General features: G+C 52.1%; 24 protein-coding genes and 1 pseudogene. 14 read left to right on the forward strand and 11 right to left on the reverse strand.

Going from position 1 to position 26619, the window contains the following annotated elements; genetic code table 11:
* Window positions 1-17: 17 nt before the first annotated feature.
* From agaV to NNL38_RS21760, 3 genes are read right to left on the reverse strand one after another with little or no spacing between them, the layout of a single operon-like run.
* Entirely contained in the window at window positions 18-491 is a 474-nt protein-coding gene (agaV, locus tag NNL38_RS21750; RefSeq protein WP_255390951.1) for a PTS N-acetylgalactosamine transporter subunit IIB, read from the reverse strand.
* A 52-nt stretch (window positions 492-543) separates the two neighbouring features.
* Window positions 544-1713 (reverse strand): SIS domain-containing protein, encoded by a 1170-nt coding sequence (locus NNL38_RS21755; RefSeq protein WP_255390952.1) that lies wholly within the window; start codon window positions 1711-1713, stop codon window positions 544-546.
* Complete coding sequence (locus tag NNL38_RS21760) at window positions 1710-3014, reverse strand: D-tagatose-bisphosphate aldolase, class II, non-catalytic subunit (protein ID WP_255390953.1); 1305 nt, start codon at window positions 3012-3014, stop codon at window positions 1710-1712. Before NNL38_RS21760 ends, NNL38_RS21755 begins: the two co-directional genes overlap by 4 nt.
* 247 nt (window positions 3015-3261) lie before the next feature.
* On the opposite strand from NNL38_RS21760, the gene NNL38_RS21765 reads away from it, so the two are divergent.
* Together NNL38_RS21765 and agaR are read left to right on the forward strand one after the other, a co-directional pair.
* The gene (locus NNL38_RS21765) at window positions 3262-4227 is read left to right on the forward strand and encodes an ROK family protein (RefSeq protein ID WP_255390954.1); all 966 of its coding nucleotides are present in this window, start codon (window positions 3262-3264) and stop codon (window positions 4225-4227) included.
* A gap of 164 nt (window positions 4228-4391) precedes the next feature.
* A complete protein-coding gene (gene agaR, locus NNL38_RS21770) occupies window positions 4392-5174 on the forward strand; it encodes a transcriptional repressor AgaR (protein WP_255390955.1) in 783 nt (260 codons plus the stop codon).
* A gap of 60 nt (window positions 5175-5234) precedes the next feature.
* On the opposite strand, the gene NNL38_RS21775 is transcribed toward agaR, so the two are convergent.
* Together NNL38_RS21775 and NNL38_RS21780 are read right to left on the reverse strand one after the other, a co-directional pair.
* Window positions 5235-5381 (reverse strand): hypothetical protein, encoded by a 147-nt coding sequence (locus NNL38_RS21775; RefSeq protein WP_255390956.1) that lies wholly within the window; start codon window positions 5379-5381, stop codon window positions 5235-5237.
* Complete coding sequence (locus tag NNL38_RS21780; protein ID WP_255390957.1) at window positions 5378-6487, reverse strand: Gfo/Idh/MocA family protein; 1110 nt, start codon at window positions 6485-6487, stop codon at window positions 5378-5380. The genes NNL38_RS21775 and NNL38_RS21780 overlap by 4 nt, the downstream gene beginning before the upstream one ends.
* Before the next feature lie 340 nt (window positions 6488-6827).
* Between NNL38_RS21780 and NNL38_RS21785 the strand changes: the two genes are divergently transcribed.
* The 9 genes and pseudogenes from NNL38_RS21785 (at window position 6828) to NNL38_RS21825 (ending at window position 14688) form a co-directional block, all read left to right on the forward strand.
* Complete coding sequence (locus tag NNL38_RS21785) at window positions 6828-8072, forward strand: ABC transporter substrate-binding protein (protein WP_255390958.1); 1245 nt, start codon at window positions 6828-6830, stop codon at window positions 8070-8072.
* Between the two features lie 63 nt (window positions 8073-8135).
* Window positions 8136-9038: a carbohydrate ABC transporter permease gene (locus NNL38_RS21790; protein WP_255390959.1), complete on the forward strand. Its 903-nt coding sequence runs from the start codon at window positions 8136-8138 to the stop codon at window positions 9036-9038.
* Window positions 9039-9051: 13 nt separating this feature from the next.
* Window positions 9052-9921, forward strand: coding sequence for a carbohydrate ABC transporter permease (locus NNL38_RS21795; RefSeq protein WP_255390960.1), 870 nt, complete (start codon window positions 9052-9054; stop codon window positions 9919-9921).
* A gap of 31 nt (window positions 9922-9952) precedes the next feature.
* Window positions 9953-11161 (forward strand): annotated as a pseudogene (locus NNL38_RS21800) (ABC transporter ATP-binding protein).
* Between the two features lie 495 nt (window positions 11162-11656).
* Window positions 11657-12190: a ribosomal protein S5-alanine N-acetyltransferase gene (rimJ, locus tag NNL38_RS21805; protein ID WP_255390961.1), complete on the forward strand. Its 534-nt coding sequence runs from the start codon at window positions 11657-11659 to the stop codon at window positions 12188-12190.
* 110 nt (window positions 12191-12300) lie between these two features.
* Window positions 12301-13104 (forward strand): carbon-nitrogen hydrolase family protein, encoded by an 804-nt coding sequence (locus NNL38_RS21810; protein WP_255390962.1) that lies wholly within the window; start codon window positions 12301-12303, stop codon window positions 13102-13104.
* 31 nt (window positions 13105-13135) lie between these two features.
* Window positions 13136-13510, forward strand: a complete 375-nt coding sequence (locus NNL38_RS21815) for a VOC family protein (RefSeq protein ID WP_255390963.1) — start codon at window positions 13136-13138, stop codon at window positions 13508-13510.
* Between the two features lie 58 nt (window positions 13511-13568).
* Window positions 13569-14081, forward strand: a complete 513-nt coding sequence (locus NNL38_RS21820; protein ID WP_255390964.1) for a GNAT family N-acetyltransferase — start codon at window positions 13569-13571, stop codon at window positions 14079-14081.
* A gap of 124 nt (window positions 14082-14205) precedes the next feature.
* A complete protein-coding gene (locus tag NNL38_RS21825; RefSeq protein WP_255390965.1) occupies window positions 14206-14688 on the forward strand; it encodes a 2-thiouracil desulfurase family protein in 483 nt (160 codons plus the stop codon).
* Between the two features lie 105 nt (window positions 14689-14793).
* On the opposite strand, the gene NNL38_RS21830 is transcribed toward NNL38_RS21825, so the two are convergent.
* The gene (locus NNL38_RS21830) at window positions 14794-15606 is read right to left on the reverse strand and encodes an aminotransferase class IV family protein (RefSeq protein WP_255390966.1); all 813 of its coding nucleotides are present in this window, start codon (window positions 15604-15606) and stop codon (window positions 14794-14796) included.
* 132 nt (window positions 15607-15738) lie between these two features.
* On the opposite strand from NNL38_RS21830, the gene NNL38_RS21835 reads away from it, so the two are divergent.
* Complete coding sequence (locus NNL38_RS21835) at window positions 15739-16728, forward strand: LysR substrate-binding domain-containing protein (RefSeq protein WP_255390967.1); 990 nt, start codon at window positions 15739-15741, stop codon at window positions 16726-16728.
* 12 nt (window positions 16729-16740) lie between these two features.
* Here NNL38_RS21835 and NNL38_RS21840 read toward each other — a convergent pair whose 3' ends face one another.
* The 3 genes from NNL38_RS21840 to NNL38_RS21850 all read right to left on the reverse strand — a co-directional run bounded on the left by NNL38_RS21840 (window position 16741) and on the right by NNL38_RS21850 (window position 20779).
* On the reverse strand, window positions 16741-17655 hold the full coding sequence (locus tag NNL38_RS21840; RefSeq protein WP_255390968.1) for a pirin family protein: 915 nt from the start codon (window positions 17653-17655) through the stop codon (window positions 16741-16743).
* Window positions 17656-17786: 131 nt separating this feature from the next.
* Window positions 17787-18281 carry a hypothetical protein gene (locus NNL38_RS21845; protein ID WP_255390969.1) on the reverse strand — a complete coding sequence of 165 codons (495 nt, stop codon included), beginning with the start codon at window positions 18279-18281 and terminating at the stop codon, window positions 17787-17789.
* A 224-nt stretch (window positions 18282-18505) separates the two neighbouring features.
* The gene (locus NNL38_RS21850) at window positions 18506-20779 is read right to left on the reverse strand and encodes a multiheme c-type cytochrome (RefSeq protein ID WP_255390970.1); all 2274 of its coding nucleotides are present in this window, start codon (window positions 20777-20779) and stop codon (window positions 18506-18508) included.
* 365 nt (window positions 20780-21144) lie between these two features.
* On the opposite strand from NNL38_RS21850, the gene NNL38_RS21855 reads away from it, so the two are divergent.
* Window positions 21145-22668 carry an arylsulfatase gene (locus NNL38_RS21855; protein WP_255390971.1) on the forward strand — a complete coding sequence of 508 codons (1524 nt, stop codon included), beginning with the start codon at window positions 21145-21147 and terminating at the stop codon, window positions 22666-22668.
* Window positions 22669-22751: 83 nt separating this feature from the next.
* On the opposite strand, the gene NNL38_RS21860 is transcribed toward NNL38_RS21855, so the two are convergent.
* Window positions 22752-23678: an HAD family hydrolase gene (locus NNL38_RS21860; protein ID WP_255390972.1), complete on the reverse strand. Its 927-nt coding sequence runs from the start codon at window positions 23676-23678 to the stop codon at window positions 22752-22754.
* A 307-nt stretch (window positions 23679-23985) separates the two neighbouring features.
* On the opposite strand from NNL38_RS21860, the gene NNL38_RS21865 reads away from it, so the two are divergent.
* A complete protein-coding gene (locus NNL38_RS21865) occupies window positions 23986-25581 on the forward strand; it encodes a sensor domain-containing diguanylate cyclase (protein ID WP_255390973.1) in 1596 nt (531 codons plus the stop codon).
* 77 nt (window positions 25582-25658) lie between these two features.
* On the opposite strand, the gene NNL38_RS21870 is transcribed toward NNL38_RS21865, so the two are convergent.
* Entirely contained in the window at window positions 25659-26555 is an 897-nt protein-coding gene (locus NNL38_RS21870; protein WP_255390974.1) for a PhzF family phenazine biosynthesis protein, read from the reverse strand.
* Window positions 26556-26619 lie beyond the last annotated feature (64 nt).

A 26619-nucleotide genomic window follows, 5' to 3' on the forward strand; every position in this document is an offset into this window, starting at 1 on the left:
ACGGTTATCCTTATTGGTTAAAGTAAGGTAAAGAGATCGGTTGCGTTTTCGGTCGGAACACCCTGGACAGTGCATGTCACGCCCAGTGCTTTGAGCTGGTTGAACTCTTCGACATCAGTGGCATCGACCGATACGGTTTTGGCGATTTGGTTTTTGCCTTCGGCATAGTGCATGTTGCCGACATTGATGTTTTGGATTGGGACGCCACCTTCCACCAACTGGCGAAACTCTTTGGGCGTTTTGCAAACCAGCAGAATGCGCTGGCGATCAGCTGCCTTATGGATGGTGTCGATGGTTTTTTGAACGGTCCAGAATCGAATGGCGATCCCGTTTGCCAGCACCATTTCCATCAGGTTTTGTTGGATACTGTCTTGCGCGACTTCATCGTTGACCACCACGATAATATTGGCGTCGGCAAAGCCCACCCACTGCACACCCACCTGACCGTGGACCAGACGTTCATCAATTCGGCTGAGTACAATATTCGGCATAGTTCATTCCTTGTGTTCTTATCGTTATTGAAGTTTTCTGTGCGGATTCGATTTATGGCTGTTTTGGCTGATACGGGTAAGGGTGTATCGTGACCCCCTGGACTACCCGGTTCACCTCTCCGGTCGGGCAGGGGTTATCCGGTCCCAGCCCTAACTGGAGTGATTTTTCAAAGGCCAGCATCTGGCTAAACATAATGTATGGAAAGCACAGCCAGGCATCACTGAGGTCGGGTAAACCCAGTTCAAAGACTGTTTCATCATTCAAGGCACTGCCGGTCAGAGCCAGGTGGCAACCGGTCTGGTTGTCTGTCTGAATCTCGCGATAGAGGTCCAGGTCATACTGGCGGGTATATGGATCATTGGAGAGAAACTGGATCACCATTGCTTGCTTGTTGATGGTGAATTTAGGGCCATGGCGAAAGCCCAGTGAGGAATCAAATGCGGTCATGACCTGGCCGGCACTGAGCTCCAGTGACTTGAGTGAAGCCTCCCGGGCCAGTCCGGCAAAGCCGCCGCTGCCCAACACAATCAGGCGATGATAAGGTTGCTTGGCAAGGGCTTTAACCGGTGCTTGCCAGTGACAGAGTTTCTCTTCACAGCGCTCAGCCACAGTATGGATGGTGCTGCGCAGCACAGCGGGATCGTCGTCCCCGAGCAGGGCGAGGGTGGCCATGAGCATACAGCTGAAGCTGGAGGTCATGGCAAAACTCTGATCGTTTGATCCTTCCGGCATCAACAGACAGAAGGCATTGTCGTGATCGGCAGCGATGCCGGACAGCTGACCGTTCGGATTACAGGTCAGGAATAAATGGTAGCTGTTTTGAAGTTGCTGATCGGCCAACGTCACAGCAGCGACACTTTCCGGGCTGTTGCCCGAACGGGCATAGGAGATCAGCAGGGTCGGGCTGTCCGGATCAAGATAGTCGCTCGGGTTGGAAACCAGATCTGTCGTCGGGATCGCGGCGACGTGGTAGCTGTGGGCTGCCTGGATGAATGGTGCTGCGGTGTCCCCGACAAAAGCAGAGGTACCGGCACCGGTGAGGATGATTCGCAGCCCGGGGGTTGCCAGAATCGGCTCGAGAAATGCCTGTAACCCCGGCGTATGGGGGATGCTGTCAGCCAGCTGGCGCCAGAGTGATGGCTGGTGGTTGATCTCTTTAGCCGTGTGAATGGCGTGACGGGCTCGCAACCACGGCTCTTCGTAACCTAAAAACTGACTCATGAAATAGACTCCTTCTGAGCGACGGTATTGGAAAAACAGGCGCAGGCGTAGGTTTGGGTCACTTCCATCACTTTGTGAATGACAATATCGCGCGGGGAATTGGTAAGCTGCGCCTGCGCAACGGCTTTGGCCTGATTCGGGAGATATTGGCTGAGCAAGGTGAGTGGGATGGGGTGCTCCAGTAAGTTCTGGAACAGGCGCTGCTGCGCTTGCTGAACTTCCGGATGGCTCCAGTAATAACGAATGCGATCACTGAGGCTGTAGGCACAGTCCAGGTACTGTTGGTGGCCGCGGCTGTGATAGTGCTGGCGCCAGTAATCAGGTTCTTCATGCATCACTTGCTCGATGGTATCGCGCAGGTGCGCAGCGCGATGGGCGCCTAACCATTCAATTTCGGCCCGGTCGAGGGCAAACAGTGCTTCACGCAGGGCAAAGGTCAGGGCTGGCCCGACTTTGAGGATGGCAAAGTGATCCCGGATCAGCTGGTGGTAGGCTGCCGGATTCTGGTAATCCGTTGAATGAGCTTCAAAAACCAGGTGGGGTTGAGTTTCAATTAGTTTTGCCAGCGGTTGAGCCAGTTCACTGCGATAGTGATGAATATTATGATGGTCAAATTCCACCCCGGGTTGTACCACCAGGCCGATGACGCGTGACCAAACATATCCCAGCCCTTGATCAGAAAAAGCCTGGTGGTGAGTATTCAGCGTTTCCTGTACCTCTTCCGGCTGGGTCACCGCGAGTCCGGTAAGAGACTCCAACGCTCCACCCGGCGTGGGGACTTCAGTACCTATTACATAAACCGGCGGCTCGCCGCCACATTCCTGCCATGCTGCTTCGGCGATCGCACACAGGCGTGCCGCACGCTCAGCTAGTTTGAGTTCGTCCAGTGGCAGGGTATCGTCGGCACAAGCCATGGAACAATCAAGATGGATCTTTTTGAAACCAGCCTGAACATAATCGCGGATCAGGGTCTCTGACCGTGCCATGGCCTCATCGGAAGTCAGGTGCTGCCAGCAATTCGGACCGAGATGATCCCCGCCAAGGACCACCATGTCCTGCGGAAACTGAAGGCGCTCTGCCAGTTCAAAGACAACGTTGGCAAAATCACGTGGCGTCATACCGGTATAACCACCATCCTGGTTCACTTGGTTTGAGGTGGCTTCAATCAGAACCGGACGCTGGTCGTTCTTGGCTTGCAGGATCGCGGCTTCCAGAACCAGCGGGTGAGCTGAACATACCGAGTAGATCCCGACGGGCTCTCCTTGCTTGTGCGCTGAAATAAGCTCAAGTATTGGTTTCATTCTGTTTCCTACTTATTGGTGTTGATGGTAGTGCATCAAACAGGGTATTAATTATCGCCTTGTCTTTCGTTTTGTTTCTTTTTCTTATTTAATCACTGTGTTCTTAGAAAAAAAGCTACTCAGATCACAACTACTATCTTTGTGTTATCTTTCATTTTCTTTTTTGTTTTGCGACTGGCACAGGTTTATTGCGTTGGGGAATATGGTACTTATTGGTCCGATGATGGATTGAAGTAAGGACAAAGTGATGTTGGCAGGATTTGACATTGGTGGAACCAAGATTGAGTTGGTGGTCTTTGATGAGGCATATCAGGCTGTATATCAGCAGCGAGAGCCGACCCCGACGCAGGATTATGAGCAATTTCTTGAAACGCTGGTGGCGATGCTGCAACGTGCTGAGGAGGCTTGCGGGGAAATCAGTCGGGTTGGGGTCGGGATGCCCGGTATTGTCGATATCGACACCGGCGCGCAGCTTTCCTCGAATATTCCTGCGGCCACGGGGCATTGTATTGCAAAAGATATCGAAGTCAGACTGGCGCGGCCGACGGTGTTGGGCAATGACTGTCAGTGCTTTGCACTTTCCGAAGCCAATGGCGGGGCGGCAGCGCAGTACGAGTCCGTGTTTGGGGCTGTGCTTGGCACGGGCGTTGGTGGGGGGGTGTGCCTGAACGGGCTGCTTATCAAAGGCCGTAATGGCACCGCCGGGGAGTGGGGCCACTCACCGCTGCCAGCGCAGTTTGTGGAAAAGTACGGTTTACCGCTTGTTCAGTGTGGCTGTGGGAAAACGGGCTGCGTTGAGCGTTACATCTCCGGACCGGGCTTGGTATTTTTATATCAGCATTGTGGCGGTGAAGCGCGCTCTGCCATTCAGGTGATTGACGAAATGAGAGCCGAAAATCCGCAGGCAGAGCAAGCTTTCACGATGTATCTTGATATTTTGGCCTGTACTTTGGCTTCTTTTGTTCATATCTATGACCCGCAAGCTGTGGTGTTTGGTGGTGGTTTGAGCCGGGTGCCTGAGCTTTATCAGCGACTTCCGGACTCTCTTCGTCAGCACTTGTTACCCGCGATCAAAACGCCGGCCTTATTGGCACCGAAGTTTGGGGATTCCAGCGGCGTTCGCGGGGCGGCGATGTTGGCTGAATCCTGTCACTCTCCTTTATTGCGTAGCAGCAAAGCGATTGACTCGAGAGATCACTGCACAGCGACGTGATCCGAGCTTTGGCAGAAATTGCACTGTAAAGATGAAGGCAAAATTTCACTTTTGTTCTTTTGCTTACGGTGCGCTTCACTTTTTATCAATTACCTTGATGTGATATTTCGTTAAGTTTCATTGTTTTGTTATGATACGCATCATATAGGGTAGGAATGTTGGCTATGAAACAAACCAGTAAACGAAGAGAAGAAATTTTAAGTCAGCTGAAATCCGAAGGCAGTGTTTCGGTCTCTCAATTGTCGCAGTCGCTCGGTGTGAGTACCGTGACCATCCGCAATGATCTCGCTTACCTTGAAACGAAAGGGCTGCTGATGCGATCGTACGGCGGCGCGATCGACTGTCAGGTGCAGGAGGCGACACCAGAAGTGGTGCAGGAGACTAATATTCAGGAAAAGGCCACGCTGCATGCCAGGGAAAAGGCCAGTATTGCCAAGGCGGCTGCCAGTCATATTCACTCGGGCGAAACTATTATTCTTGATTCAGGCACCACCACTGAGCAGGTGGCCAAGTTGCTCCTGAACAAGCAGGGTATTGTGGTGATGACCAATGGTTTGAACATTGCAGCGACACTGTCTGAAGCGGATGATGTGGAGGTCATGATGACCGGTGGTACTTTGCGCAAGAAAAGTTTGTCTTTTTATGGCTCTCAGGCAGAAGAGAATATGAAAGCCTATCACTTTGATAAAATATTTTTAGGCGTGGATGGTTTTCATATCCGGGCCGGGATCACCACGCATAATGAGAATGAAGCGCGCTTGAATCGGGCGATGTGCGATGCGGCTAAGGAGGTCATCGTGGTGACCGACTCCAGTAAATTCGACAAAGTCAGCCTGCATAAGATTATTCCGTGCGATCTCATCAACACCCTGATCACCGACAAAAATATTCCACAAGATTACCTACACGCGTTGAGCGGGCAGGGTATCAAGGTGATTACGGTTTAAGCTCAAACAAAAGCCACTGAAACTTTCAGTGGCTTTATTCTACCTAGTGTCCTTTCTGAACTAGAGCACGACGTCGACAACACGTTTCTCCCGGCGGGATTGCTCGGCAGCAAACACGGTGAGATGGGTCTCCAGGGTTTCCGCAGAGCCGGATAAAATCAGTGATTGATCTTCTTTTGCGACGGCTTCGATAAACCTTTGCATCATGTGGTAGTCCCCCCGCCATGCCCGGTCATCGTTGTTTCGTCCTGAATTGCTTCCACATCGTAAACTGTTTCACGATTGGTTTTAAAATCAAACACTTTGATATAACGGCCATCCCCCTCGATTTGTCCCAGGGTACCGAATAGCCGTGTCTTGCGATCGGCATATTCAGTAAAGGCCGTCATTGTAAACGAAGCGGACCTTCCGTCTTCAAACTGGAAATTGACCACCTGGTGGTCGACGACGTCATTGTCACACAGATAAACGCATCTGCCGTAGGGACCTTCTGCCAAGGCGCTCAGCAGGGCCTGCTCACCATCTTCCGGAGTCACAATCTTTCGGGTGTACTCACCACCATGCTGGCTCTCGAGGTAGATTTTTTTTGCAGAATACGGACAGCCGGTTTCAACCTGACAGTCAACGCAGCGCTCGGCAGCACCTTCGGGTTGATTCTCTGGTTTGAAGTGGTACAGACCGCCAAACGATTGGACCGCGCTGACCGGGCTGCCCATGATAAAGCGGATCCAGTCTAAGTCGTGACAAGCCTTGGCGAGCAACATGAAGGTAGACTCTTCTTGATTGCGCCAGTTGCCGCGAACGAAAGAATGCGCCTGGTGCCACCAGCCGACCGGCTCCAGGTGTTGCATCGAGACAACGTCACCAATGATATTCTCGGCGAGCAATTGCTTGAGCCGGGTTGTATATCGGGTATAGCGCATGACATGGCAAACGCCGAAGATAATACCGTTTTCATCGACGGCATCGACGATTTTCCTGCATTCCTCTGCGCTGGGAGACATCGGCTTTTCGAGGAGCATGTGGTATTTCTGCTGGGCAAAGGTGATCGCCGGCTCTGTATGCATTTTGTCCTGCGTGCAGATCAGCACGGCATCCGCTATTTTGCCCAGTACAGCGATTTGTTCCCAGGATTCAAAAACGCGATCTGCGGGGAGGTTATGTTGATGTGCCAGTGCGGCGCGATACTTCGCGCGCGGTTCGGCGACAGCGACCACCTTCATTTTATCCGGGTGCTCAAGCGCATAACGCGCATAGAGTTCACCGCGGGCGCCACCGCCGATAACAGCGACCGTCACAGGTTGGTTATCCATTGCTCACCTCGTAATTATCCTTATTGAGTACCAGACGAATTGCTACGGGAAAGATATCAAAAGGTTTCGAAAGATAATAGCTGTTTGATCACCAATCTTGTTTTTATTTGTGCTGAGGTGGAAAAATCGCTGTTTCTCAGGCTGAAATGGAATAATAATACTTTATTAAACAGTGTTTGGGGCGTAAATGTCGACATGTTAGGGTTGGTGTGTGAAATGTTATCAGGATTTTGTTATTTCGATCGTAATCACACCATTATCAAAATTGATGTGATAAAAAGAAAAGGAAAGAAAGTGAAACTTATGCAATGTGTGCGATGAATTATAAAAGGGAAGTTATATGTTCAAAATCAACAACCTGGCAAAAGCACTCCTCTGTACCTCAATCTTGAGCGCAACTTCTGTGCTGGCTGCAGACAAAACTGAAATTCGTTATGGGATATGGGATCGCAACCAACTGCCTGCAGTGGAAGCCATCATCCAGAAGTTTGAGGCCCGCAATCCTGATATCGATGTGGAAATTGAGCTGACGCCTTACAAGCAATATTTCGTCAAACTGAATGCTGCGGCCAGTGGTGGTGTTACGCCCGATGTATTCTGGATGAATATGCCGAATGTGAGCACTTATACTAAACATGGCTTGCTGGAGCCGTTGGACGGTTATCTCAAGGGTTCAACCGTTGAACTCGACAAGTTTGTGAATAGCTCGGTTCAGGCTTATCAGGTGGATGGCCAGCAATATGGCGTGCCACGCGATATTGATGCGATTGCGGTTTGGTATAACAAAGCCATTTTTGATCAGGCCGGGGTCGCGTATCCGACGAATGATTGGACCTGGGATGAGATGGCGGCAAAAGCTGCAGCCATTCAGAAAGCCACGGATGACTCGGTGTACCCGATCATGATGAATCTAACTGATGGTCAGGAGACTTATTTTAACCTGATCCTGCAAGCAGGCGGTGACATTATTCGTCCGGACAAGAAAACCACAGATATTGCCGGCAAGGATGCTCTCTCGGCGTACAAACAAGTTCAGCAGTTGATGAATAAGCAGCTGTTGCCGACTGCGCAGCAAATTAGTGAGTTGAATATGAGCGAGGTGTTTCAGTCGGGACGTGCAGCGATGGCTTACTCAGGTTCATGGAATGCCTTACCTTTCTCATCCAATGCACAAATCAACGATCATATCGGCGTAGTGACCATGCCGAAAATTAAGCGCAATGCAGGAGTATCACACAGTATCGCCTATGTGATGTCCCGTAAAACCCAGCATAAAGCGGCCGCATTCCGGCTCCTTGAGTTCCTGAGCAGCGATGAAGCGCAGTCGGTGTTGGCGAATTCACGCACGGTGATCCCGGCCAAGAAAACGGTGAGCCATTTTTGGGTCGAAGCGTTTGATACGGTTGATGTCTCTGCGTATACCAAGGCGCTGGAGACGGCACACCAATATCCAACGGCTGCGAATACTGCGAAATGGCACTCGCTGCTCAACGATGGGCTGAAAAAAGTCTGGCTCGGGCAGGATCCGGAAAAAGTTATGCCGGGCGTAGAGAAGAAAGTCAACCGCGTGCTTAAGAAAGGTTAAGCCAGGGAAAGGGGGGAGTGGAATCGCTTTCCCCCTTTGATATTGCTGACAAAAGGACTTGCAATGGTGCAGAGTGCTAAACCTCAACTCAGTGAGTTGGAAAAAGAATCCCGGTTCTGGGGCTACGTGATGATTGCCCCGCTTGTACTTGGGATGACGGTCTTTTTCTTCCTCCCGTTTTTTCAAAACGTCTTTTACAGCTTTACCGATCTGGGTGAATTTGAAATATGGACCACCGTCAGCCTCGAAAATTATGAGATCTTGCTGGAAGATGGCGAGTTTTTCTCGTCGCTGATGAACACGCTATTTTACGTGGTGGTGTGTGTGCCGGTGATTGTCTTGCTGTCTTTGCTGCTGGCCATCGGGATCAACCAGAACATTGTCGCTCAGGGTACTTTTCGGACGCTGCTTTTTATTCCTGCGGTAACTATGCCGGCGGCTGTCGCTATGGTTTGGAAGTGGCTTTATAACAGTGATTACGGATTGTTGAATCAGCTACTGCTCGGAGTCGGTCTGGAGCCCGTGAGTTGGCTGTCTGATCCTGATCTGGTCCGACTGAGTTCAGCAATTGTGGTGATCTGGTCTTCAATTGCGTTGAAGATGATCATTTTGCTGGCGGGGTTGCAAGGAATACCGTCGCAATTATATGAAGCCGCAGCGATCGATTGCGCAGGCCCGATCAGGCGTTTCTTTTCCATCACATTGCCCATGATGGTCCCGACCTTGTTTTTTGTCTCGATTATTGCCTTTATTGAAATATTGCAGACGTTCGATGTGATCTACCTGTTATTTGGTGAAGGTTCGATGGTGGAAGAGCAGACGATGACAATTGTGTACCTGTTTTATAAATACGCGTTCGTTTATCAGGAAAAAGGTTATGCGTCGGCGATTGCGGTCGTTTTGTTCCTGATCACGATGGCGATCACCCTGTGCCAAATTGGACTTGGAAAACGGCTGAATCACTAAGGATTTCAATATCATGACAACAACGACACTATCGACACGGCACGGTGCCAAATCGATTCAGTCCAGGATCGGTGGCGGGAAGCTACTGGTCTATGGGTTTATGCTGCTGGCGACGGTTGCGACGATTTTGCCATTTATCTGGATGATACTGACCTCCGTGAAGACGCAAAGCGAAGCGTTGAGTATTCCGCCGCAGGTCTTTCCGCAAACCTGGCAGCTTTCAGCCTATGAGAAAATTATCGCCGAATTGCCTTTTGTACAATTCTATATCAACTCGGTGCTCGTCACTTTGGCCATTGTGCTGTTGCAAACTCTGATTGCGGCAATGGCGGCTTACGGGTTTGCCCGTCTCCGATTTCCCGGGCGGGATGCCATCTTTTTAATCTGTGTCTCGATCCTGATGGTGCCCGGACAGATTTTTCTGATCCCTCAATTCCTGATTGTACAAAAAATGGGGTTGCTCAATACACTGACCGGTCTGGTGCTACCCGGGTTATTTAGTATTTACGGCGCTTTTTTACTGCGACAGTTTTTTATTTCGGTCCCGAAGGAAATTGAAGAGGCTGCGATTGTCGATGGCCTCAATCATTTTCAGATTTTCTATAAAATCATGCTGCCATTGATCAGACCGGGCATCATCGCTTGCGTCATCATTAACGGCTTGTGGAGTTGGAACAACCTGATGTGGCCGCTGATTGTCAATACATCGTTTGACAAAATGACTTTGCCGGTCGGATTAGCATCACTTTCCAGCCGTGCCGGGGTCGAGTACCCCATGTTGATGGCGGGTGCCCTGATGGCCATTGTGCCGATGTTATTGCTCTACATGGTGTTCCAAAAGCAGTTTATTGAAGGCGCGGCAAGCGCGGGTGTGAAAGGTTAATGTCGGCACGAGCCGAATCCAGGAGGATCCCATGGCTGGGGTAAAATTAAAGCAATTGGAAAAGCAGTACCCGAACGGTTTCAAGGCGGTGCACGGTATTGATCTTGATATCCGGGACGGCGAGTTTATGGTGCTGGTCGGCCCGTCCGGGTGTGCCAAGTCCACTACACTCCGTATGGTGGCTGGGCTTGAAAGCAATACCGGCGGTGAAATTTGGATCGGTGATCAGTGTGTGAATCATCTGCTGCCGAAAGACCGGGGCATCTCGATGGTATTTCAGAATTATGCACTCTATCCCCATATGACGACCTATCAGAATATGGCCTTCGGACTGAAAAATGCCGGCTAGGATAAAGCGATTATTCATCAGCGTGTCATGGATGCTGCAGAGAAGCTTGAACTGATGGCGCTGTTGGATCGCAAACCAAAAGAAATGTCTGGCGGCCAATGTCAGCGTGTTGCGGTCGGTCGGGCGATTGTTCGCAAACCGGATGTGTTTCTGTTCGATGAGCCACTCTCGAATTTGGATGCGAAATTACGGGTTTCGATGCGGGTCAGCCTGATGCAGTTGCACCGCCAACTGCAGGAAGAAGGGGTGAGCTCAACGATGATTTATGTCACCCATGATCAGGTCGAAGCTATGACGATGGGGGATCGAATCTGTGTGATGTGCGAAGGTCGGGTGATGCAGGTCGACACACCCATTAACCTGTATCATTATCCGGCGAATAAATTTGTTGCTGGCTTTATCGGGAGCCCGTCGATGAATCTTCTGCTGTTGGATTACCATCCGGACTCAGCCAGTGTCTCTCTGACTGCCGATTATCGAATGGCAATTCCGGCATCGGTGCGCTCACACATGCAATATTACCAGGGGGGTAAGATTTGGTTTGGGCTCCGCTCTGAACATATTAGAATTCTACATCAGGCGTCGTCATCGACGGTGGCGGCGACAATTACCAACGTTGAGCGGATGGGAAATGAAGATCTGCTGCATTGCCAGGTCGGCGATCACCGCTTGGTGGTTCGAGCGCCATCCCGGCCGGATTGGCTGCCGCAGATCAATGCGCAAATCTTTCTTGAGCCGGATCTTCAGTCGGTCCATTTGTTTGATCCGGATACGGAGCAGGCATTAGTTCAGAGAAAACCTGATTTGAAGGAGCATGCCGACCCGTTCACTAACCAGCAGGAGCCGAGTTCAGGTAAGTTGGGGCCACAAACGCAGCAAGCGGCTCTTTGATGATTTTACTTTGACCTTGAACTGGATTGGCCTCTTTGTGAGGCCTTTTTTCTTTTGATGTTCATCCCCAAAATGATTGTTAATTTATTGTTTTGGACGGGGGAGATTATGCTAATATTTAGCCCTTATGCAGCCAGGTGACTAATGTGCCGGTTGTTTCGGACTGGTTTTATAAGGAGGTAGGCACGAGTCTCGAAGTCTGGATGTCTTTTATGGCCACAGCAATGTTGTTGTGCTTATGTCCCGTAGCTCCTGGTTCTTGGGGCCTCGTACTTAGCGGTTTCGGCAGCCAGTGCGTCATTCTATTCGCTTTTCTCCGGTTATCTGCGCAGCAAAGTCACCTCCGTATCGTTTCAAAACCGCTTTAATAAAGTCAGCGGCGGGATGTTGGTGAGCGCCGGTGCCCTGACTACAACTATCCAACAATAAAACTGAGCCATGCCCGGCGATTGAAGCCGCCGAGGGCGTGGCGAGATCACATGGAAAAGAAGTGACATGATGCAAACCAAGCGAACCATCATTGAGATCCTGCCGGTGCAAGACGCCTCCCTTTTGCTGGACTATTACGTTGAAAACCAAGCACACTTATCGCCGTGGGAGCCAAGCCGGGGCGAGGATTATCTGACGTTGGAGAACTGGCACAATGCGCTGCAGAAAGCGACGGAAGATTTTGAAAGTGGCAAAGAATACCGGTTTGTTGCGCTGACGCCGGATCGACAGGAAGTGATCGCCGTCTGCAATTTTACCGGTGTAGTGCGGATGCCATTTCAGGCGTGTTTTCTTGGTTACTCCATCAGTAAAAAGTATGAAGGTCAGGGGTTGATGACGGAAGTTCTGACTGCAACCGTCGATTATATGCTGAGTGACGTGGGTTTGAACCGTGTGATGGCCAACTATATGCCGCGGAACGAGCGTAGCGGGCGTGTGCTGGAAAAACTCGGTTTTGAACGAGAAGGCTATGCCCGGCGGTATTTAAACATTGCCGGAGTCTGGGAAGACCATGTGCTGATGGCGAAAATTAACGATTAAACCGGAAAATGAGGCCAGCGGCTCTGATGAAGGTGAGTTGCTGGTCTTTTTGTTTTCTGAGGATTTATTAAACCATTCATGAGATCATGAGAGAACGCGAAGGAGACGGCGTGAGTGACGAACGCATTACGGTAAGCCTGGTTCAGGCTCCGGTTTTTAAAGGGGATATTTCAGCCAATCTGACGATGCATCTGGATGCTATCGCCGCTTCCGCCCGTCAGGGTGCGGATGTGGTGGTGTTTCCGGAATTGTCGCTCACCGGGTATGAACTGTCGTTGGCCGGAGAATTGACGTTAGATTCGCGCCCTGAGGTTATACAACTTTTATCTGAGGCCGCGATGCGTCATCAAGTCGTGGTGATCGCTGGCGGACCGCTAGCTGCACACGGTGATCATCAAGACGATGACCAAGAACAACGCCAAGATCCGCGGCCTTATATTGGCGCGATCATCTGCTTGCCTTGCGGCGCAGTTGAGAACTACGCCAAACAGTATTTGCATGAAGGTGAAGCAACCTTCTGTGCGGCCGGGGAGCGAAATATCACGATCACCTACAAGGGCTATACGCTTGCCCTGGCAATTTGCGCTGATTTTTCAAACCCGGCTCATGCCGCAGATGCAGCAGCCAACGGCGCCGATCTGTACCTGGCCAGCGCGCTGATTTCTGAAGCTGGTTACGCCGCGGACGCGCAGATCCTGTCCGAAATTGCCCGAAGTCATCAGTTGCCGGTTTTGTTGGCGAATCATTGCTGTGAAACCGGCGGCTGGATCACCTGCGGCAGCAGTGGCATGTGGGACCCATATGGTGAGCTGGTGGTTGCTGCGGAAGGGATTGAGCCCGGCATGGTGTTATGTACGCTGAAGGGAGCTGCCGTGAGTGGAAAAATGGTTTGTTTCGCCGATTTAACGCAATAGCCGTAATGTTTTTATATTCAATGGAGTGTTGATGATTATCAACCATGTATCTGTCGGGACAGCCGATGTTCGTGCGGTAGTTCAGTTTTATGATGCGGTGCTTGGCGCCTTATCGATCAAACGGACCCATTTGATCGATCATGTTGCAGCTGCCTATGGCGAGCAGTTTGAGTTTTGGGTCGGGAGCCCCTGTGAGCATCAGGCATCGGCCGGGAATGGCGCTCATGTTGCTTTTCAGGCGCCGGATCAGGCTGCCGTCGATGCATTTTATCGCGTTGCCATCGAACTGGGAGCGCAATGTGAAGGTGCGCCGGGCCTGCGCCCTGAATACGGGCCGACGTATTATGCGGCGTATGTTCGTGATCTGGACGGTAATAAGATCGAAGCCGTTGTGATGTCCGCCTAATCTGATACCGAAATTGGTGATGGGAAAGTGATGATGGAAGTTCTAAGAAAGGGAAGTGATGGCAAAAATTACCGTTCGTCTCAGTGAGCCAAAAGATGCTCAGGCACTTCAAGAAATTTATGCCGGAAAGGCGGCATATTCGGGGACGCTGCTGTTGCCATTTTCGTCGAAGGCAAGCTGGCAGTCCCGGATGGAGAATATTCCGGATAATATTTACAGTTTCGTGGCGGAATATGAAAGCCGGGTGGTGGGCAACCTCGGATTTGAGTTGTATCAAAATCCCCGGCGCAGACATGCGGGGACTTTTGGGATGGCCGTGCGGGATGACTTTCAGAGCAAGGGCGTCGGTAGTGCATTGCTGGCCGCGATGCTGGAGCTGACTGACAACTGGCTCAATGTCCGGCGAATTGAAATCACGGTATTTACTGACAATCATCCGGCGATGGCGTTGTATGAAAAATTTGGATTCACAGTTGAAGGAGAATCCAAAGACTACGCCTTCCGACAGGGCGAATATGCTAGTGTCTACCATATGGCAAGGATCAAGCAGCACGATAATATAAACGGTTGAATTGAAAAGGATTGGCAGCGGTTAATCGGGTTCATGTGTTCGTCGTCGATCGGCTAAAGTGATGTAAAGGATACTCATACCGGGCACTTGTATTGTGTCTTGATGATTGGAAGGGATTGATTCTGTGGAAAAAATACTGGTCAGCGCCTGCTTGCTGGGGAGCAAGGTTCGTTATAACGGTAGCGACTTAACCGCAGAGGGAGATGACTTTGCGTGGTTGCTTCGCACTCAGCACATTGTCTCGTTCTGTCCGGAGGTGTCTGCCGGGCTGCCGACCCCGCGAGCGCCGGCGGAAATTCTGTACGGTGTCGGCGAAGATGTGATGTCGGGTAAAGCCAGGGTAATGGCGGACGATGGCGCCGATGTCACTCAGGCGTTTATGGCCGGGGCCCAACTGGCACTGGATAAATGCCGCCAGGCGGACATTCGCTTTGCCGTGTTGACCGAATCTAGCCCATCTTGCGGTCGAAACACCATTTATGATGGCAATTTCAATGGCCGCAAGATTACCGGAAAAGGCGTCACAGCTGCTTTGCTGGAAGCCCACGGGATCAAGGTCTACAGCCAGCATCAAGTGGGGATGTTGCGGGCTGAGTTTTTAAGTTAAGCCTTAAATCAACACTGGAACAAAATAGTGCTGGCCTGATAACCGGCATCAATTGATGGATCACGTGCCACCAAAATTTTGGGGCACGTGATACTTGAAGCTGGGTTATGGTGCGATCAGTGGCTCGTTTTGGTAGGCCTGATGCAGAATGTCGAGAAACGGCTGGGAAGTGGGGAAAGACACTGTATCAATCTGGCGGACCGGGACCGCTGGTGTCCAGGAGTTCATCACAACGGAACCGTTTAAATGCGTAATGTCCACAAGGGTGAGTTCTTGCTCACGCTGAGGAATACCGAGCTTATCAAGCTGCCGACGGACAATTCCCATGGTCGTGCCCGGTAGCACCGGTGCTTGGGGCCAAATCACAGCTTCACCATCCCAAAAAGCCAGGTTCCAGATGGACGCCTCACTGTAGCGACCCAAGCGATCGATAAAGACAGCATCATCAAACCCATCAGCGACCGCCTGGCGCATCCAGTAGGTTTTTCCAATTTCTCCAACATGCTTGAATTGCGGCAGGATGCGCTCATATTCGAAGGATTTAAGCGCTAATGGGCCTTGAGGACCATTGTGTGGCGGAGCCGTTCGGAGCAGCAAAGAGAGTTGGGCGTTGTTTTCCGTCGGGGTGAATTCGCCGCTGGCGGAGTAGACATAAGCCATCAGTGAAAAGTGACCCGGGCTTAAGGTACACACCTGACGTAACTGCGTGCACACCTGTTCGTCGGAAATCGCTTGGCCGTACAGGGCCAGTGAGGCGGCGCGTAGTCTCGCCAGGTGTAAATCCAGCCCACGGATTTGATGATCCCGAACTTGCATTGCCGTAAAGTGCGCGTGACCGGCAAAGGCCAAAGGTGCCAGATCTTCGCTGGTGGCCGTCCGGCCATTGAGCAGGGTGAGGGGTTTCCATTCTGATGACATGATCACTCCAGATAATATTGTGAAAGAGACGCCGCAGCGTCATTTGTTGGGGTGAGGCTGATTCTGACGGATTGACGCCTTTCCGTGAAACGAGTATTACTTGATGGTTCATTAAAATCGGCTTGTAAATAAATGATTTATAAAAACCTGCCTGCAACCCGCGCCTTGAGGACTTTTGAAGCGGCTGGTCGGCACTTGAATTTCACCAAAGCGGCGGATGAAGTGGGCCTAACGCCTGCGGCTGTCAGTTATCAAATCAAGGAAATTGAAGCGCAACTGGCGCTGAAACTGTTTCACCGAACCAGCCGCACGATTGCCTTAACAGCTGCGGGGGAGATTATGCACAGTGCGGTGACAGCATCTCTCGATGGCTTGCAGCGGGCGCTCGGCCAGGCACGTCAAGTATCCAGGGACACGGATCAGCTTCGTGTCTCTTTGGGGGCGCGATTTGCCACGAACTGGCTGTTTCCCAGACTCGGGGCGCTGAAGGCTGTGCATCCTGATCTTGAGCTTTCCTTTGATGTTACGGATGAGCTACGGGATTTCGAACGTGACGACATCGACGTCGCGATTCGATTTGGCCACGGGCAGTATCCGGGCACGCGTGCGCATCAGCTGTTCGGCACTGAGGTCGTGCCGGTGTGCAGTCCCGAATGGCTCAACCGCCACCAAGACCTTCGAGCTCCTGAAGATTTGCAGCGCTACACCCTCAGTTATGTCGATTGCACGACACAAGGGAAGTCATGGCCAAATTGGTCGATGTGGATGGCCGCTGCCGGTATCGATGATTTTGATGACAGCCGGGCGGTGGGGTTTTCCGATTTGAGCCATGTGGTCCAGGCGGCGCTTGAAGGTAGTGTGGTGGGGTTGGCAGAGCCGGTGATGATTGAGCGAGAGCTGGCGCAGGGCAGGCTAGTCAGGTTGTTCGAGGAGGTTCACCTCAGGGTTGCGCCTCATTTGTCCTATCATGTGGTGTGTCCGGATGACCTGGATGAAATCTCCGCTGCGGCCCGATTTCGTGACTGGCTACTAGGTGAGGTTCATTCGTCAAGTTCGGCGAAGTCTATTGATAGTCATCAAGGGCGGAAAGGGTGTATAACCCTCTCCGCAGATTCGTCTTGATGGGTGAAGTGCTTAACCGGGAAGCGGAATAAACTCTTCTTCGTCGCCGGGAACAACCGGATACCGCCGGGCCTGCCAGTCCTGCTTGGCTTGCTCTATTTTCTCTTTCTGGCTGGAGACAAAATTCCATTCGATGAAGCGGCGGGAAATCGCGGCGCCGCCGACCAGCGCGACTCGGGCATTCGTGGCCGCCTGAACTGAACATTGGGAAGCGCCCGGCAATACGGCGAATCCATGCTCCGGGATTGCTTCATTCCCGAGGGTGACATCTCCCTGAACGACATAGAGCGCCTTTTCTTCGGTGACCGGGAGCGGGAAGGTATGTCCGGCCGGAATATCGGCTTCCAGGTACAGGGTGTCGTAGAAACATTTCACCGGCGATTGCATTCCAAAAGCTTCTCCCATCATCACCCGGATAGTGACGCCGTCCCGGTTCAGGAGTGGGATGGTGGTTTTCGGGTAGTGATAAAAGGCCGGCTCAATATCTTCCATCGCCTCCGGCAATGCGAGCCAGAGCTGCAGGGCATGCACGGTTCTTGGCTGGCGGGCCCTTTCCGGTCGTTCTCGCTCGGAGTGCACAATCCCTCTTCCGGCAACCATCAGGTTGATATCGCCGGGCTGAATGGCTTGCTCGGTGCCCAGAGAGTCCCGGTGCAAAATTTCGCCTTCGAACAGGTAAGTCACTGTGGCAATCCCAATATGCGGGTGCGGCCTGACGTTCAAGCCGTGCTCGGTATCGAATTGCGCCGGTCCCATGTGGTCAAAGAACACCCAAGGGCCGACTTTCTTGAGGTGGGCGCTGGGCAAGGCGCGGCGGACCATAAACCCGCCGATATCTTTATCTTTGGGGAAGATCAACTGGCTGATGGTCTCCCCACAAGGGAGCTGTTCGCAGGGAAGTTCGGTGGTCTGAGTTTCATTGCTCATGAGATGCCTCTGGCGTTGATCGCGGATGCATTTCATCAGTGTATGCAGAGAAAGGGGGAGATTCCTGTTTTAGCGCGAGTTCAGACCATCAGTATTCCGTGCCACCGGCGTGACACGGATGTTGGTTGAGGCTACTCCTGGCTGTTGGGGGAAACCGTATAAGCTGCACTCCATAGGTACTGCTCAGATGAGTTGCGTTCGTAGACTTTGACGCCCCAGGTATCTTCCTGAGTGTCGGTGAGGACCCAGGTTACTTTCCAGTTATTGGGCATGGAGATGTTGAGGTATTTATCGTTATCAATGGTCCAGGATATTCTCTCCTCGCCGCTTTTGCCGACGTATACCCCTTGGCCGGCAGAATCAAACCGATAATATACCACCTGGCCTTTGTTGTTTTTTCGGGCGAAGGTGCGGTTCTGAATCATGGCCCGTTCAACGTTCTTCGCCCCGCCGCAATCCTGGATTGATTGCTCATAGGAGGTCCAGTTACTGCGCATATCTTTGTAGTCATCGCCAATATTACAGACGGAGACGGCAGAGTTTGTATTGACGGTTGGTGTGGCTGTGGACTGGCACCCGACTAAGGCGAGCACAGCCAGTGCCGGTGTGATTGCATATGACTTCATGATATCCCTTCCCCTTTTATTGTGTATTTTATTTCCTGCCTTTATATCAATAGTTGTCGTGGTAAAAATGTACAACTGGCCGCTTAGAGAAGGAGGCAGCGTTGAAGTATATCTGTGATATTACTCCCAGATAATTCAGGCACCATAGCAGGTATCTGAGCTGTACGCCGGCTTTGGCTAGGCGCTGAACACCAATTCGTGCCATGTGCGAGCGGCAGGACGCGCTAGCGCTTTGACCTGGCTTGAAGCTGCTCAATATAGTGTGCGACCTGGGGATTGTCCGGCAGGAGTCGCCTGAGCTGTGCGGCATAAAACAAGGCGGCCTGATAATTGCTCACTTCAGCATAAGATTGCGACAGGGTATAGACCAAGTCCGGGTTGTTCGGTGAAAGATGGTAAGCGCGCTTGAGTGCCTGGATGGCCTGCATCGGCTGACCAATATCTTTAAGCAGCAGGGAGTAGGTGTAGTGATAGCGCAGGCTCTCCGGCTCAGCTTCAGCCGCTTTTTGTAAATACGTCGCAGCCTTGGGCTTGTTCTGGCTTCGGACCAGGCTCATCGCCATAGCGTAATTGAGCGCAGCAGCTTCCGGGGCCAGTGCCAGGCCCTGGGTGAGAACATGTCGGGACTGCGCCTCATCTTGTTTGAGCCGGTAGGTATCGGCCAGGTTCACGTATGCGGGAATGAATATCGGCTCAACATCAATCGCTTGGTTGAAGTGGCCAATGGCATCTTCAATTTGCTGGAGGCTGAGCGCGAGGTTACCAAGCGCCGTGTGGGCGTAGCCGCGATCAGCCTGGTAACGCTGCACGGTTTGATATTCGCGCAGTCCTGCATTGAGTTGTTTGTACTCGCCCGGCGTCAGCTGAGACGCCGGCTGTAACAGCATGGGTGCCAGAGCCCGGGCTGCCTCGGTGCGAATGCTCAATCGGGGATCATGCAGCAGGGGATTGAGTAAACGCCAGCGTTGTTCCAGCGGGAAGTTTCCGGCTGCCTGGATGGCACCCATACGTTGAAGTGGTTCGTCTTTTTTAACGGCCCTGGTGATGGCAATCATGGCATTAGCATCCGGTGGCATGGACGCCATTCGGCTGAGGGCGGATGCCCGGATCATCTCCGGGGTGTTGCTGTTCTGGGCGATCCGGGATAGGGCAGTGCTGTCGGTCAGCATTCCCTGATCGGCGGCATGAAATACCGTGGCAAAATGTTGTTCATTTTGAAGTTGGCTGGCCGGAAACCACTGGTGCAGCTGCGTTTGTGCCCACTGGGCGGATTGATCCTGATGGCAGCCGTTGCAGGCATTGGGCGTGCCGATGGTCTGGGTGAGATCGGGGCGAGGCACCCGGAAACTGTGATCCCGCCGCGGATCCACCTGCATGTACGTCGTTGCCGACATGTGGCAGTCGACACATTGATTGCCCGCATTGAATGCCTGATGGTGATGGTGCTGCTCGCTATCATAAGTCGCTGAAGTGTGGCACTGAGTACAGGTTTGATTGCCGGATAGCTTCAATTGGCCGGAGTGAGGGTTGTGGCAGTTGGTGCAAGTGACGCCAGCCTGATACATCTTGCTCTGGACAAATGAGCCCCAGACATAAACCTCATCCTGAATTTGGCCGTCGGGGAAATACAGCCCGGTGGTGAGCAAACTTGGCTGAAAGGCGTTGAACAAGTCATCAGGCGCTTGGCGATCACCGAGCTGCGCCCTTCTGGCATGACAAGTGGCACAGGTTTCGATTTGTCGGGATGCCTGTAGCGGGGTTACCGGAACCAGTGCACCGTTTTCATCCGGGTGAAAGCCGGACGTCTTGGCTTTGATGGCGGTGTCGAACCCTCGATGTTTGATGCCTTGATCTCCTTTAGCCCAGGCCAGGTGTCGGGTGGGAGAGCCATGGCAGGCATCACAGCTAACATTGACGGATGCATAAGTGGATTGATACGTGTTCGACTGTGAGTTGAAGTGTTTCTCAAAATTTGTGCTATGACAGTCCGCGCACATCTGATTCCAGTTCTGGCCCATTTGTGTCCAGTGGAAGCTGTCTGATTTCGATTGCTCGGGGTGCAGGATAAACCAGCGCTGGCCGCCTTCGGCTTTGCTCCGGCTATCCCAGGCAAAGGGAATCAACTGTAATTTCCCGCTCTCTGCCCTGAACAGGTACTGTTGAAGCGGACGATAGCCGAAGGTATAGACGACGGACAGTGTGTGCTGGCGCTGGTGCTCATCGAAAAACGTCACCAGATATTGATCGTCCTGGCGAAAAAAACGGGCTGGTCGCCCGAGATAGGTGATTTGCTCATTTGTAAATGCCGCCAGGATCGACTCGGGGCCGGCTGGTTCCATGGCATGAAAATGGTGTGATTGTTGCCATGCCTTAACTTGTTGCTGATGGCAATTGCCACACAGGGCGGCAGGGTCATTGATCTGCGTATCGGATGCGGATGCCATGCCCGACAGAATTGTGAAAGCGATAATCATGGCCTTGAAATAGATGGCTGTCACATGACCTCCTTGGTCTGAGCGCCCCAATTGGTCTTATCTTTCAGGGGTTGTTCGAGCTGGAGTGGTTTTCGCCAGTCCGGCCGACTCGTCTTTTGTGTATGAATGTCCCGCCAGATGGTGATAAATGAAGCCAGACTGCGGATCCGACAGACTTTGCAGCGCAACCATAGACATTGCTATTAAGATTAGCCCAGAGGCTCGGTTTTGATTCTTGAGAGTGGTACTAAATCAGCAATACTTAGGTGTTATTGAATTCGTGTCGGAGGTGGCGATGGGCTGATTTCCAGAAATCGTTGTGTTGGTGTGGTTGCGCCCATGCTCCGTAGTGACGTGTGGTGTGAAATCAAGTCGCGCAGGAGGAATTCATGCGTAAGAAGATAATAAAGACTTTAGCGCTGTGTAGTGCATTGGTGGCGGCAAATGCGTTTGCCGAAACGGATAAACCCAATATCCTGGTGTTTTGGGGCGATGACGTCGGTGTGTACAATGTCGGTGCTTATCATCACGGGATGATGGGCGGGCAAACGCCGAATATCGATCGCATTGCCAAAGAAGGGGCGCTATTTACCGATGCCTATGCCCAGCAGAGCTGCACGGCGGGTCGTGCTTCGTTTATTTTGGGTCAGCACCCGTTTCGGACCGGTTTGTTGACCATTGGGATGCCGGGGGCAAAAGAGGGGATCCAGGATAAAGACCCGACGATTGCCGAACTGCTCAAAGAGCAGGGCTACACCAGCGGTCAGTTCGGGAAGAATCACCTGGGCGATCAAGATGAGCACTTGCCGACCAAGCACGGGTTTGATGAATTTTTCGGCAACCTCTATCACCTCAACGCAGAAGAAGAGCCGGAATCCGAGTTCTATCCCAAAGATCCGGAGTTTCGGAAAAAATTCGGCCCCCGGGGCGTGCTGAAGTCGTCATCGGACGGCAAAGTGGAAGATACCGGCCCGCTGACCCGCAAACGGATGGAAAATGTAGACCAGGAGTTTTTGGAAGCCAGCCTGGCGTTTATGGAAAAAGCGGTGAAAGACAACAAGCCATTTTTCATCTGGCACAACTCGACCCGGATGCACGTCTGGACGCACTTGAGTGAAAAATATCAGGCGAAATCGGGTTATGGTCTGTATGCCGATGGGATGATGGATCTCGATGATCAGGTGGGGGCGATGCTCGATAAGCTTGATGAGCTCGGGGTGGCCGACAACACCATCGTCATCTTTGGCACCGACAATGGGGCTGAGAAATTTACTTGGCCTGATGGCGGGGTCACGCCGTTCAAAGGGGAGAAAGGGACGACCTGGGAAGGGGGGTTCCGAGTACCGATGCTGGTTCGCTGGCCGGGTAAAATTAAGCCGGGTACTGTGATCAATGATATCTTCTCCCAGGAAGACTGGATGCCAACCTTGCTGGCTGCCGCCGGTGAGCCGGAAGTGAAGGAAAAATTGCTGACAGGCTACAGCGCCGCGGGAAAAACCTTTAAAGCCCACCTCGATGGCTACAACCAGATGGATCTGCTGACCGGGAAAGGGCCGGGCGCCCGCAATGAGATATTTTACTTTGATGCCGCGGGAAACCTCAATGCGCTGCGCTACAAAGACTGGAAAATCCATTTCAGTATCATGGAAGGGGCGATCAATGAAGCGTATCGCAAAACGCCCAGCTGGCCGCTGCTGATTAACCTGCGGATGGATCCGTTCGAAGTCGGGCCGGATTCCGCACTGTATATCCGCCACTTCTATGCCGACCAAATGTGGACCTTTGTCCCGGCTCAGGCCTTGGTGCGGCAGTTCCTGGAAACCTTTAAAGACTTCCCGGCAACCAAAGGCAGTTCGTTGAGTATTGAAAATGTGCTCGAAACCATGACGCGGCAACCGCCGAACCGACAGTAATTTGTCGGATGACACAAAAAAAGACCTGCCGCGGCAGGTCTTTTGATTTGGGGACTGAACGCATCCCAAAGAAAGAGCACGGCTCAGGGCTTATAAATCGTCTTCCAGTCATTTTTCATATCGACAAAGAGCCAGCCTTCTTTTTGGCCGACCTCAAAGGATTTGTCTAACCGGCCGACCGAGGAGTCTTTATCGTAGGCCCATTCTCGCTTGTCATCGGTATGGTGGATGATTAATGACAGGCGGGGGCCGGGGCCGGCTTTGGTCCATTGCAACATTTGCATATCCCCATCAGAGTTGCCGAAGGCCATCACCGGGCGCTTGCCGATATAGTTCTGGATGGTGACTGGTTTGACGGACTTATCATTGACAAAATCCAGCTCTGACAGTCGCTGAATCGCCGGTTTGCCGTCGATGATTTTATACTCGGTTTTTAAGGTAGTGCCGACAATATTTTCGGTCGGAATTTGATAGACTTCCGGTGCCCAGACCCGCATGAATTCAATCCCGCCGCCGGAGATAATGAAGGGTTGATAGTCATTTTCCCGAAGATAGTCGAGCAGCTCCAGCATGGGTTGGTAAACCATATCGGTATAGGGTTTACCTGTGGTTGGATGCTTTGCTGTTTTGAGCCAGTCTCGCACAGCCTGATGAAACGCTTCGGTGGTCATATTGCCGTGTGAGGCCATCACCAGCTTCATGATCCCGTCAAGTCCCTGGGCGCTGAGCGCTTCGACATCTCCTTTGAGCGTGGATGCGAAAGGCTCGGTGGTTTTCCACTCCGGGTGTTGATCCGCCATGGCTTTGACCCGATCCATCGCAAAGTAAACTTGCAGATAAATCGGCTTTTCAGACCATAAGGTGCAGTCATTGTCGAAGGTCGCGATGCGATCCGCGACGGCGATGAAGTCATCCGAACCCGGTGTTGTGGTTTGGGTGACAAACTCGATGATCTGTTTTTTCACCGCAGAATCATGCCAGGAGGGCAGAGGATCTGTGGTTGATGCCATTGCTGCTGAACAAGTGGATGCAACCAGAAGGGCTAACAATTTTGGATAGCGCTGCATGTGGGTACCTCTGTCGTGTCAGTGAGCGGGGATGCATGCTTGTTAAGTGTAGAGGATCCCCCTGCCTGTCAGTTTGTCTTCAGGCTGAGTCATCAGGACGCGGCAATATAGAATTACCCTGGTGCAATGGGTGAAGAGATAGGGAGTAGCCTTTCATTCTGATAATATACTGCTTGCATAGCGCTTGACACTGATTTAGATTGGCCGACTTCATTGACCGTCCACCTTTGAGCTCATAACAGGGATTTTAATGGCTTCATTGCTGAACCCGAAAGTTGATCTGCGTAAACTCATTTTGTTACTGACCATTGCTAGTGTGTTGATCACACTGAGTAACGCCTTATATTCCATTTACAAAGTGCAACGCGAATTGCTGATTCAGAAAACGCTGGATGCGAACCAGGTCTACGCCGATAAGATGGCAAAAACGACGGATACTTTTATTGAAGCGGCGCAAGAGCAGTTGGCATACAGCGCCGGGATTTTGCGTTATGTGATGACTGAAGACGCCGAATTGATGTCTGAAGCTGATCGCCTGCGCCGGCAAACGAAAACCTTTAACTCGGTGGTTATTGTCGACGCCCAGGGGATGATTGTCGCGGTGTCACCGGAGACGTTGGAAATCAAAGGAGCACGGGTTTCATCAAAGAACTCGTTGCGGCCATTGCAGGCGCAGCGTCCGCTGGTGAGTGATCCCTTTATTTCGTCCGTCGGGAACTATCTGATCAGCATTTCCCACCCGATCTTCTCGGAGCAGGGCGAGTATTTAGGGTATGTCGCCGGGGCGATTTACCTGGAAAAGCGTAATATTATCGCCAGTATTTTAGGCAAGCACAGCTATCAGGACGGCTCGTATCTTTATGTGGTTGATCGGAACAAAACTCTGATTCACCATCCGGACAAGGTGCGGATCGGTGAAGTAGTCACCGACAATGTGGCTATCAATACTGTGCTTTCCGGAAAGGATGGGGCCCAGGGTATCGAAAATCATCTGGGACTTGAGATGTTAGCTGGGTACGCGCTGGTTGGGCGCACCGGCTGGGGGATCGTGGCCCAACGATCTAAGTCAGATACTTTATCCGAGCTCGATGAGCAGATGACGGATGTCTTTGTGAAGACGATCCCGATTGGGTTGGTCACTTTGCTGGGGATTTGGGTGTCGTCTATTTTCATCTCCAGGCCGTTATGGCAGCTTGCCAGCGGTGTTAAGAGCATGGAGCGCGCGGAGACTGTGGAGCATATCCGGCAAATCCGCTCCTGGTATTTTGAAGCTGCGCACCTGAAAGCGGCGATCACCCGGGGATTTGATCTGATGTCCCGTAAAATTACCCAACTGGATTTGGACAGCCATACTGACCCGATGACCGGATTGCTGAACCGGCGTGGGATGCTCAAGGCCCTGGATGTTTTCGGGGAAAAACAGCAGCCGTTTTCGGTGGTGGCATTAGACATTGATTTCTTCAAGCAGGTGAATGATACCCATGGGCATGATGTCGGCGATGAAGTGATCACAGTTGTTGCGAACCTGATGCGTGAGCAGGCCCGCCGGGATGACATTCTCTGTCGCTCCGGCGGCGAGGAGTTTCTGGTTTTCCTGGCTGATACCAGTCCGGAAACCGCCTATGAAGTTGCTGAGCGTTTAAGACAAGTGGTTGAACGATTTGATATTCCGGTAGTCGGAAAAGTGACGATTTCTATTGGCATAGCCTATTGGCCTGGACGGACTGCCAATATTAATACGGCGATGAAACAGGCTGATAATGCTTTATATGATGCCAAAGCCAATGGTCGCAATCGCACTGAGGTGTGCGTAGAACTGGTAAGTATGGTACCGCAGATGAGCTAATGCTTGAGGCGCGACCTCAATGGCCGAATCATCACATTAGGGCAATGATCGAATTATTGCCCTTTTTTGATCGTGTTTTAAGCGTAGGTGATGTCGCGTTGTCCTATAATCGTTGCTTTACCTTGCACCATGACGCGGGTGATCGACTGGCACGAATACTCGAGTGCGGCTTCAATGCTTGACGGGCTGCCCATCGCCAGGCCTTGCTCAAACCGAAATTGGGTCTTGCCCGGGTAGCAGTGTTTGGCCAGGTAGCAGCTCAATGCACCGTTGCCGCTGCCGGTCGCCGCTTCTTCATCGATCCCATACAAAGGGGCAAAGTTGCGGCAATGGGCGGTGATCATCTCGTCTTCACCCAGTTCAAACACATGAAAGCCAATGGCTTCAAAGTTCCGGCTACATTCTGCCAGATGTTGAAAGTTGGGCTGCAACCGGCTCAGGTAGCCGGAGGCAACTGGCACCAGTATATCCGGCAATCCGGTTGAGATGATTTCAATCGGCAGCTGCGTGTCGCGGATTGCTGCTTCAGGGATCCCCAGCGCCCGGCATACGCTATCGACCGCCGGGCCGGGGCGTGTTTGGGGCAGGGCTTGCTCCATCCGGACCACGTCTGTTTCGATCTCAATGCCCAGAATCCCGGCTTTGGTTTTCTGAGTGTAATGCCCCGGTTGGAGGTGGCCTTGATCCCGCATGGCCGAAAAGGTCGCCACGGTGGCGTGACCGCAAAAATCGACTTCACCTTCCGGGGTGTAGAATTCAACGTGAAAGTCAGCGTCGGAGCCGGTTTGTACAAAAGCGGTTTCCGAATAGCCGACTTGGCGGGCGATGTCCGTTTTTTGCTCGCAGGTCAGGTCTGGGGCGTCCAACACCACGCCTGCGGGATTCCCGCCACTGCCGTTATCGGTAAACGCGTTGACCAGCAGTACGGTGAGTGAGAGGTGCATGGCAGTTGCTGAAGCAGAAGGTGTTGTCATTTCGTGGCCTGTCCTGAAGCGGGTATTTATCCTGAACGTCATCATAAAAGAAAATCTGATGTAC

The organism is Photobacterium atrarenae (assembly GCF_024380015.1).
Taxonomy (GTDB): Bacteria; Pseudomonadota; Gammaproteobacteria; order Enterobacterales; family Vibrionaceae; genus Photobacterium; species Photobacterium atrarenae.

Coding starts and splice junctions, on each gene's coding strand:
- agaV (WP_255390951.1), bottom strand. CDS start 491: ATGCCGAATATTGTACTCAGCCGAATTGATGAACGTCTGGTCCACGGT.
- NNL38_RS21755 (WP_255390952.1), bottom strand. CDS start 1,713: ATGAGTCAGTTTTTAGGTTACGAAGAGCCGTGGTTGCGAGCCCGTCAC.
- NNL38_RS21760 (WP_255390953.1), bottom strand. CDS start 3,014: ATGAAACCAATACTTGAGCTTATTTCAGCGCACAAGCAAGGAGAGCCC.
- NNL38_RS21765 (WP_255390954.1), top strand. CDS start 3,262: ATGTTGGCAGGATTTGACATTGGTGGAACCAAGATTGAGTTGGTGGTC.
- agaR (WP_255390955.1), top strand. CDS start 4,392: ATGAAACAAACCAGTAAACGAAGAGAAGAAATTTTAAGTCAGCTGAAA.
- NNL38_RS21775 (WP_255390956.1), bottom strand. CDS start 5,381: ATGATGCAAAGGTTTATCGAAGCCGTCGCAAAAGAAGATCAATCACTG.
- NNL38_RS21780 (WP_255390957.1), bottom strand. CDS start 6,487: ATGGATAACCAACCTGTGACGGTCGCTGTTATCGGCGGTGGCGCCCGC.
- NNL38_RS21785 (WP_255390958.1), top strand. CDS start 6,828: ATGTTCAAAATCAACAACCTGGCAAAAGCACTCCTCTGTACCTCAATC.
- NNL38_RS21790 (WP_255390959.1), top strand. CDS start 8,136: ATGGTGCAGAGTGCTAAACCTCAACTCAGTGAGTTGGAAAAAGAATCC.
- NNL38_RS21795 (WP_255390960.1), top strand. CDS start 9,052: ATGACAACAACGACACTATCGACACGGCACGGTGCCAAATCGATTCAG.
- rimJ (WP_255390961.1), top strand. CDS start 11,657: ATGATGCAAACCAAGCGAACCATCATTGAGATCCTGCCGGTGCAAGAC.
- NNL38_RS21815 (WP_255390963.1), top strand. CDS start 13,136: ATGATTATCAACCATGTATCTGTCGGGACAGCCGATGTTCGTGCGGTA.
- NNL38_RS21820 (WP_255390964.1), top strand. CDS start 13,569: ATGGCAAAAATTACCGTTCGTCTCAGTGAGCCAAAAGATGCTCAGGCA.
- NNL38_RS21830 (WP_255390966.1), bottom strand. CDS start 15,606: ATGTCATCAGAATGGAAACCCCTCACCCTGCTCAATGGCCGGACGGCC.
- NNL38_RS21835 (WP_255390967.1), top strand. CDS start 15,739: ATGATTTATAAAAACCTGCCTGCAACCCGCGCCTTGAGGACTTTTGAA.
- NNL38_RS21840 (WP_255390968.1), bottom strand. CDS start 17,655: ATGAGCAATGAAACTCAGACCACCGAACTTCCCTGCGAACAGCTCCCT.
- NNL38_RS21845 (WP_255390969.1), bottom strand. CDS start 18,281: ATGAAGTCATATGCAATCACACCGGCACTGGCTGTGCTCGCCTTAGTC.
- NNL38_RS21855 (WP_255390971.1), top strand. CDS start 21,145: ATGCGTAAGAAGATAATAAAGACTTTAGCGCTGTGTAGTGCATTGGTG.
- NNL38_RS21860 (WP_255390972.1), bottom strand. CDS start 23,678: ATGGCATCAACCACAGATCCTCTGCCCTCCTGGCATGATTCTGCGGTG.
- NNL38_RS21865 (WP_255390973.1), top strand. CDS start 23,986: ATGGCTTCATTGCTGAACCCGAAAGTTGATCTGCGTAAACTCATTTTG.
- NNL38_RS21870 (WP_255390974.1), bottom strand. CDS start 26,555: ATGACAACACCTTCTGCTTCAGCAACTGCCATGCACCTCTCACTCACC.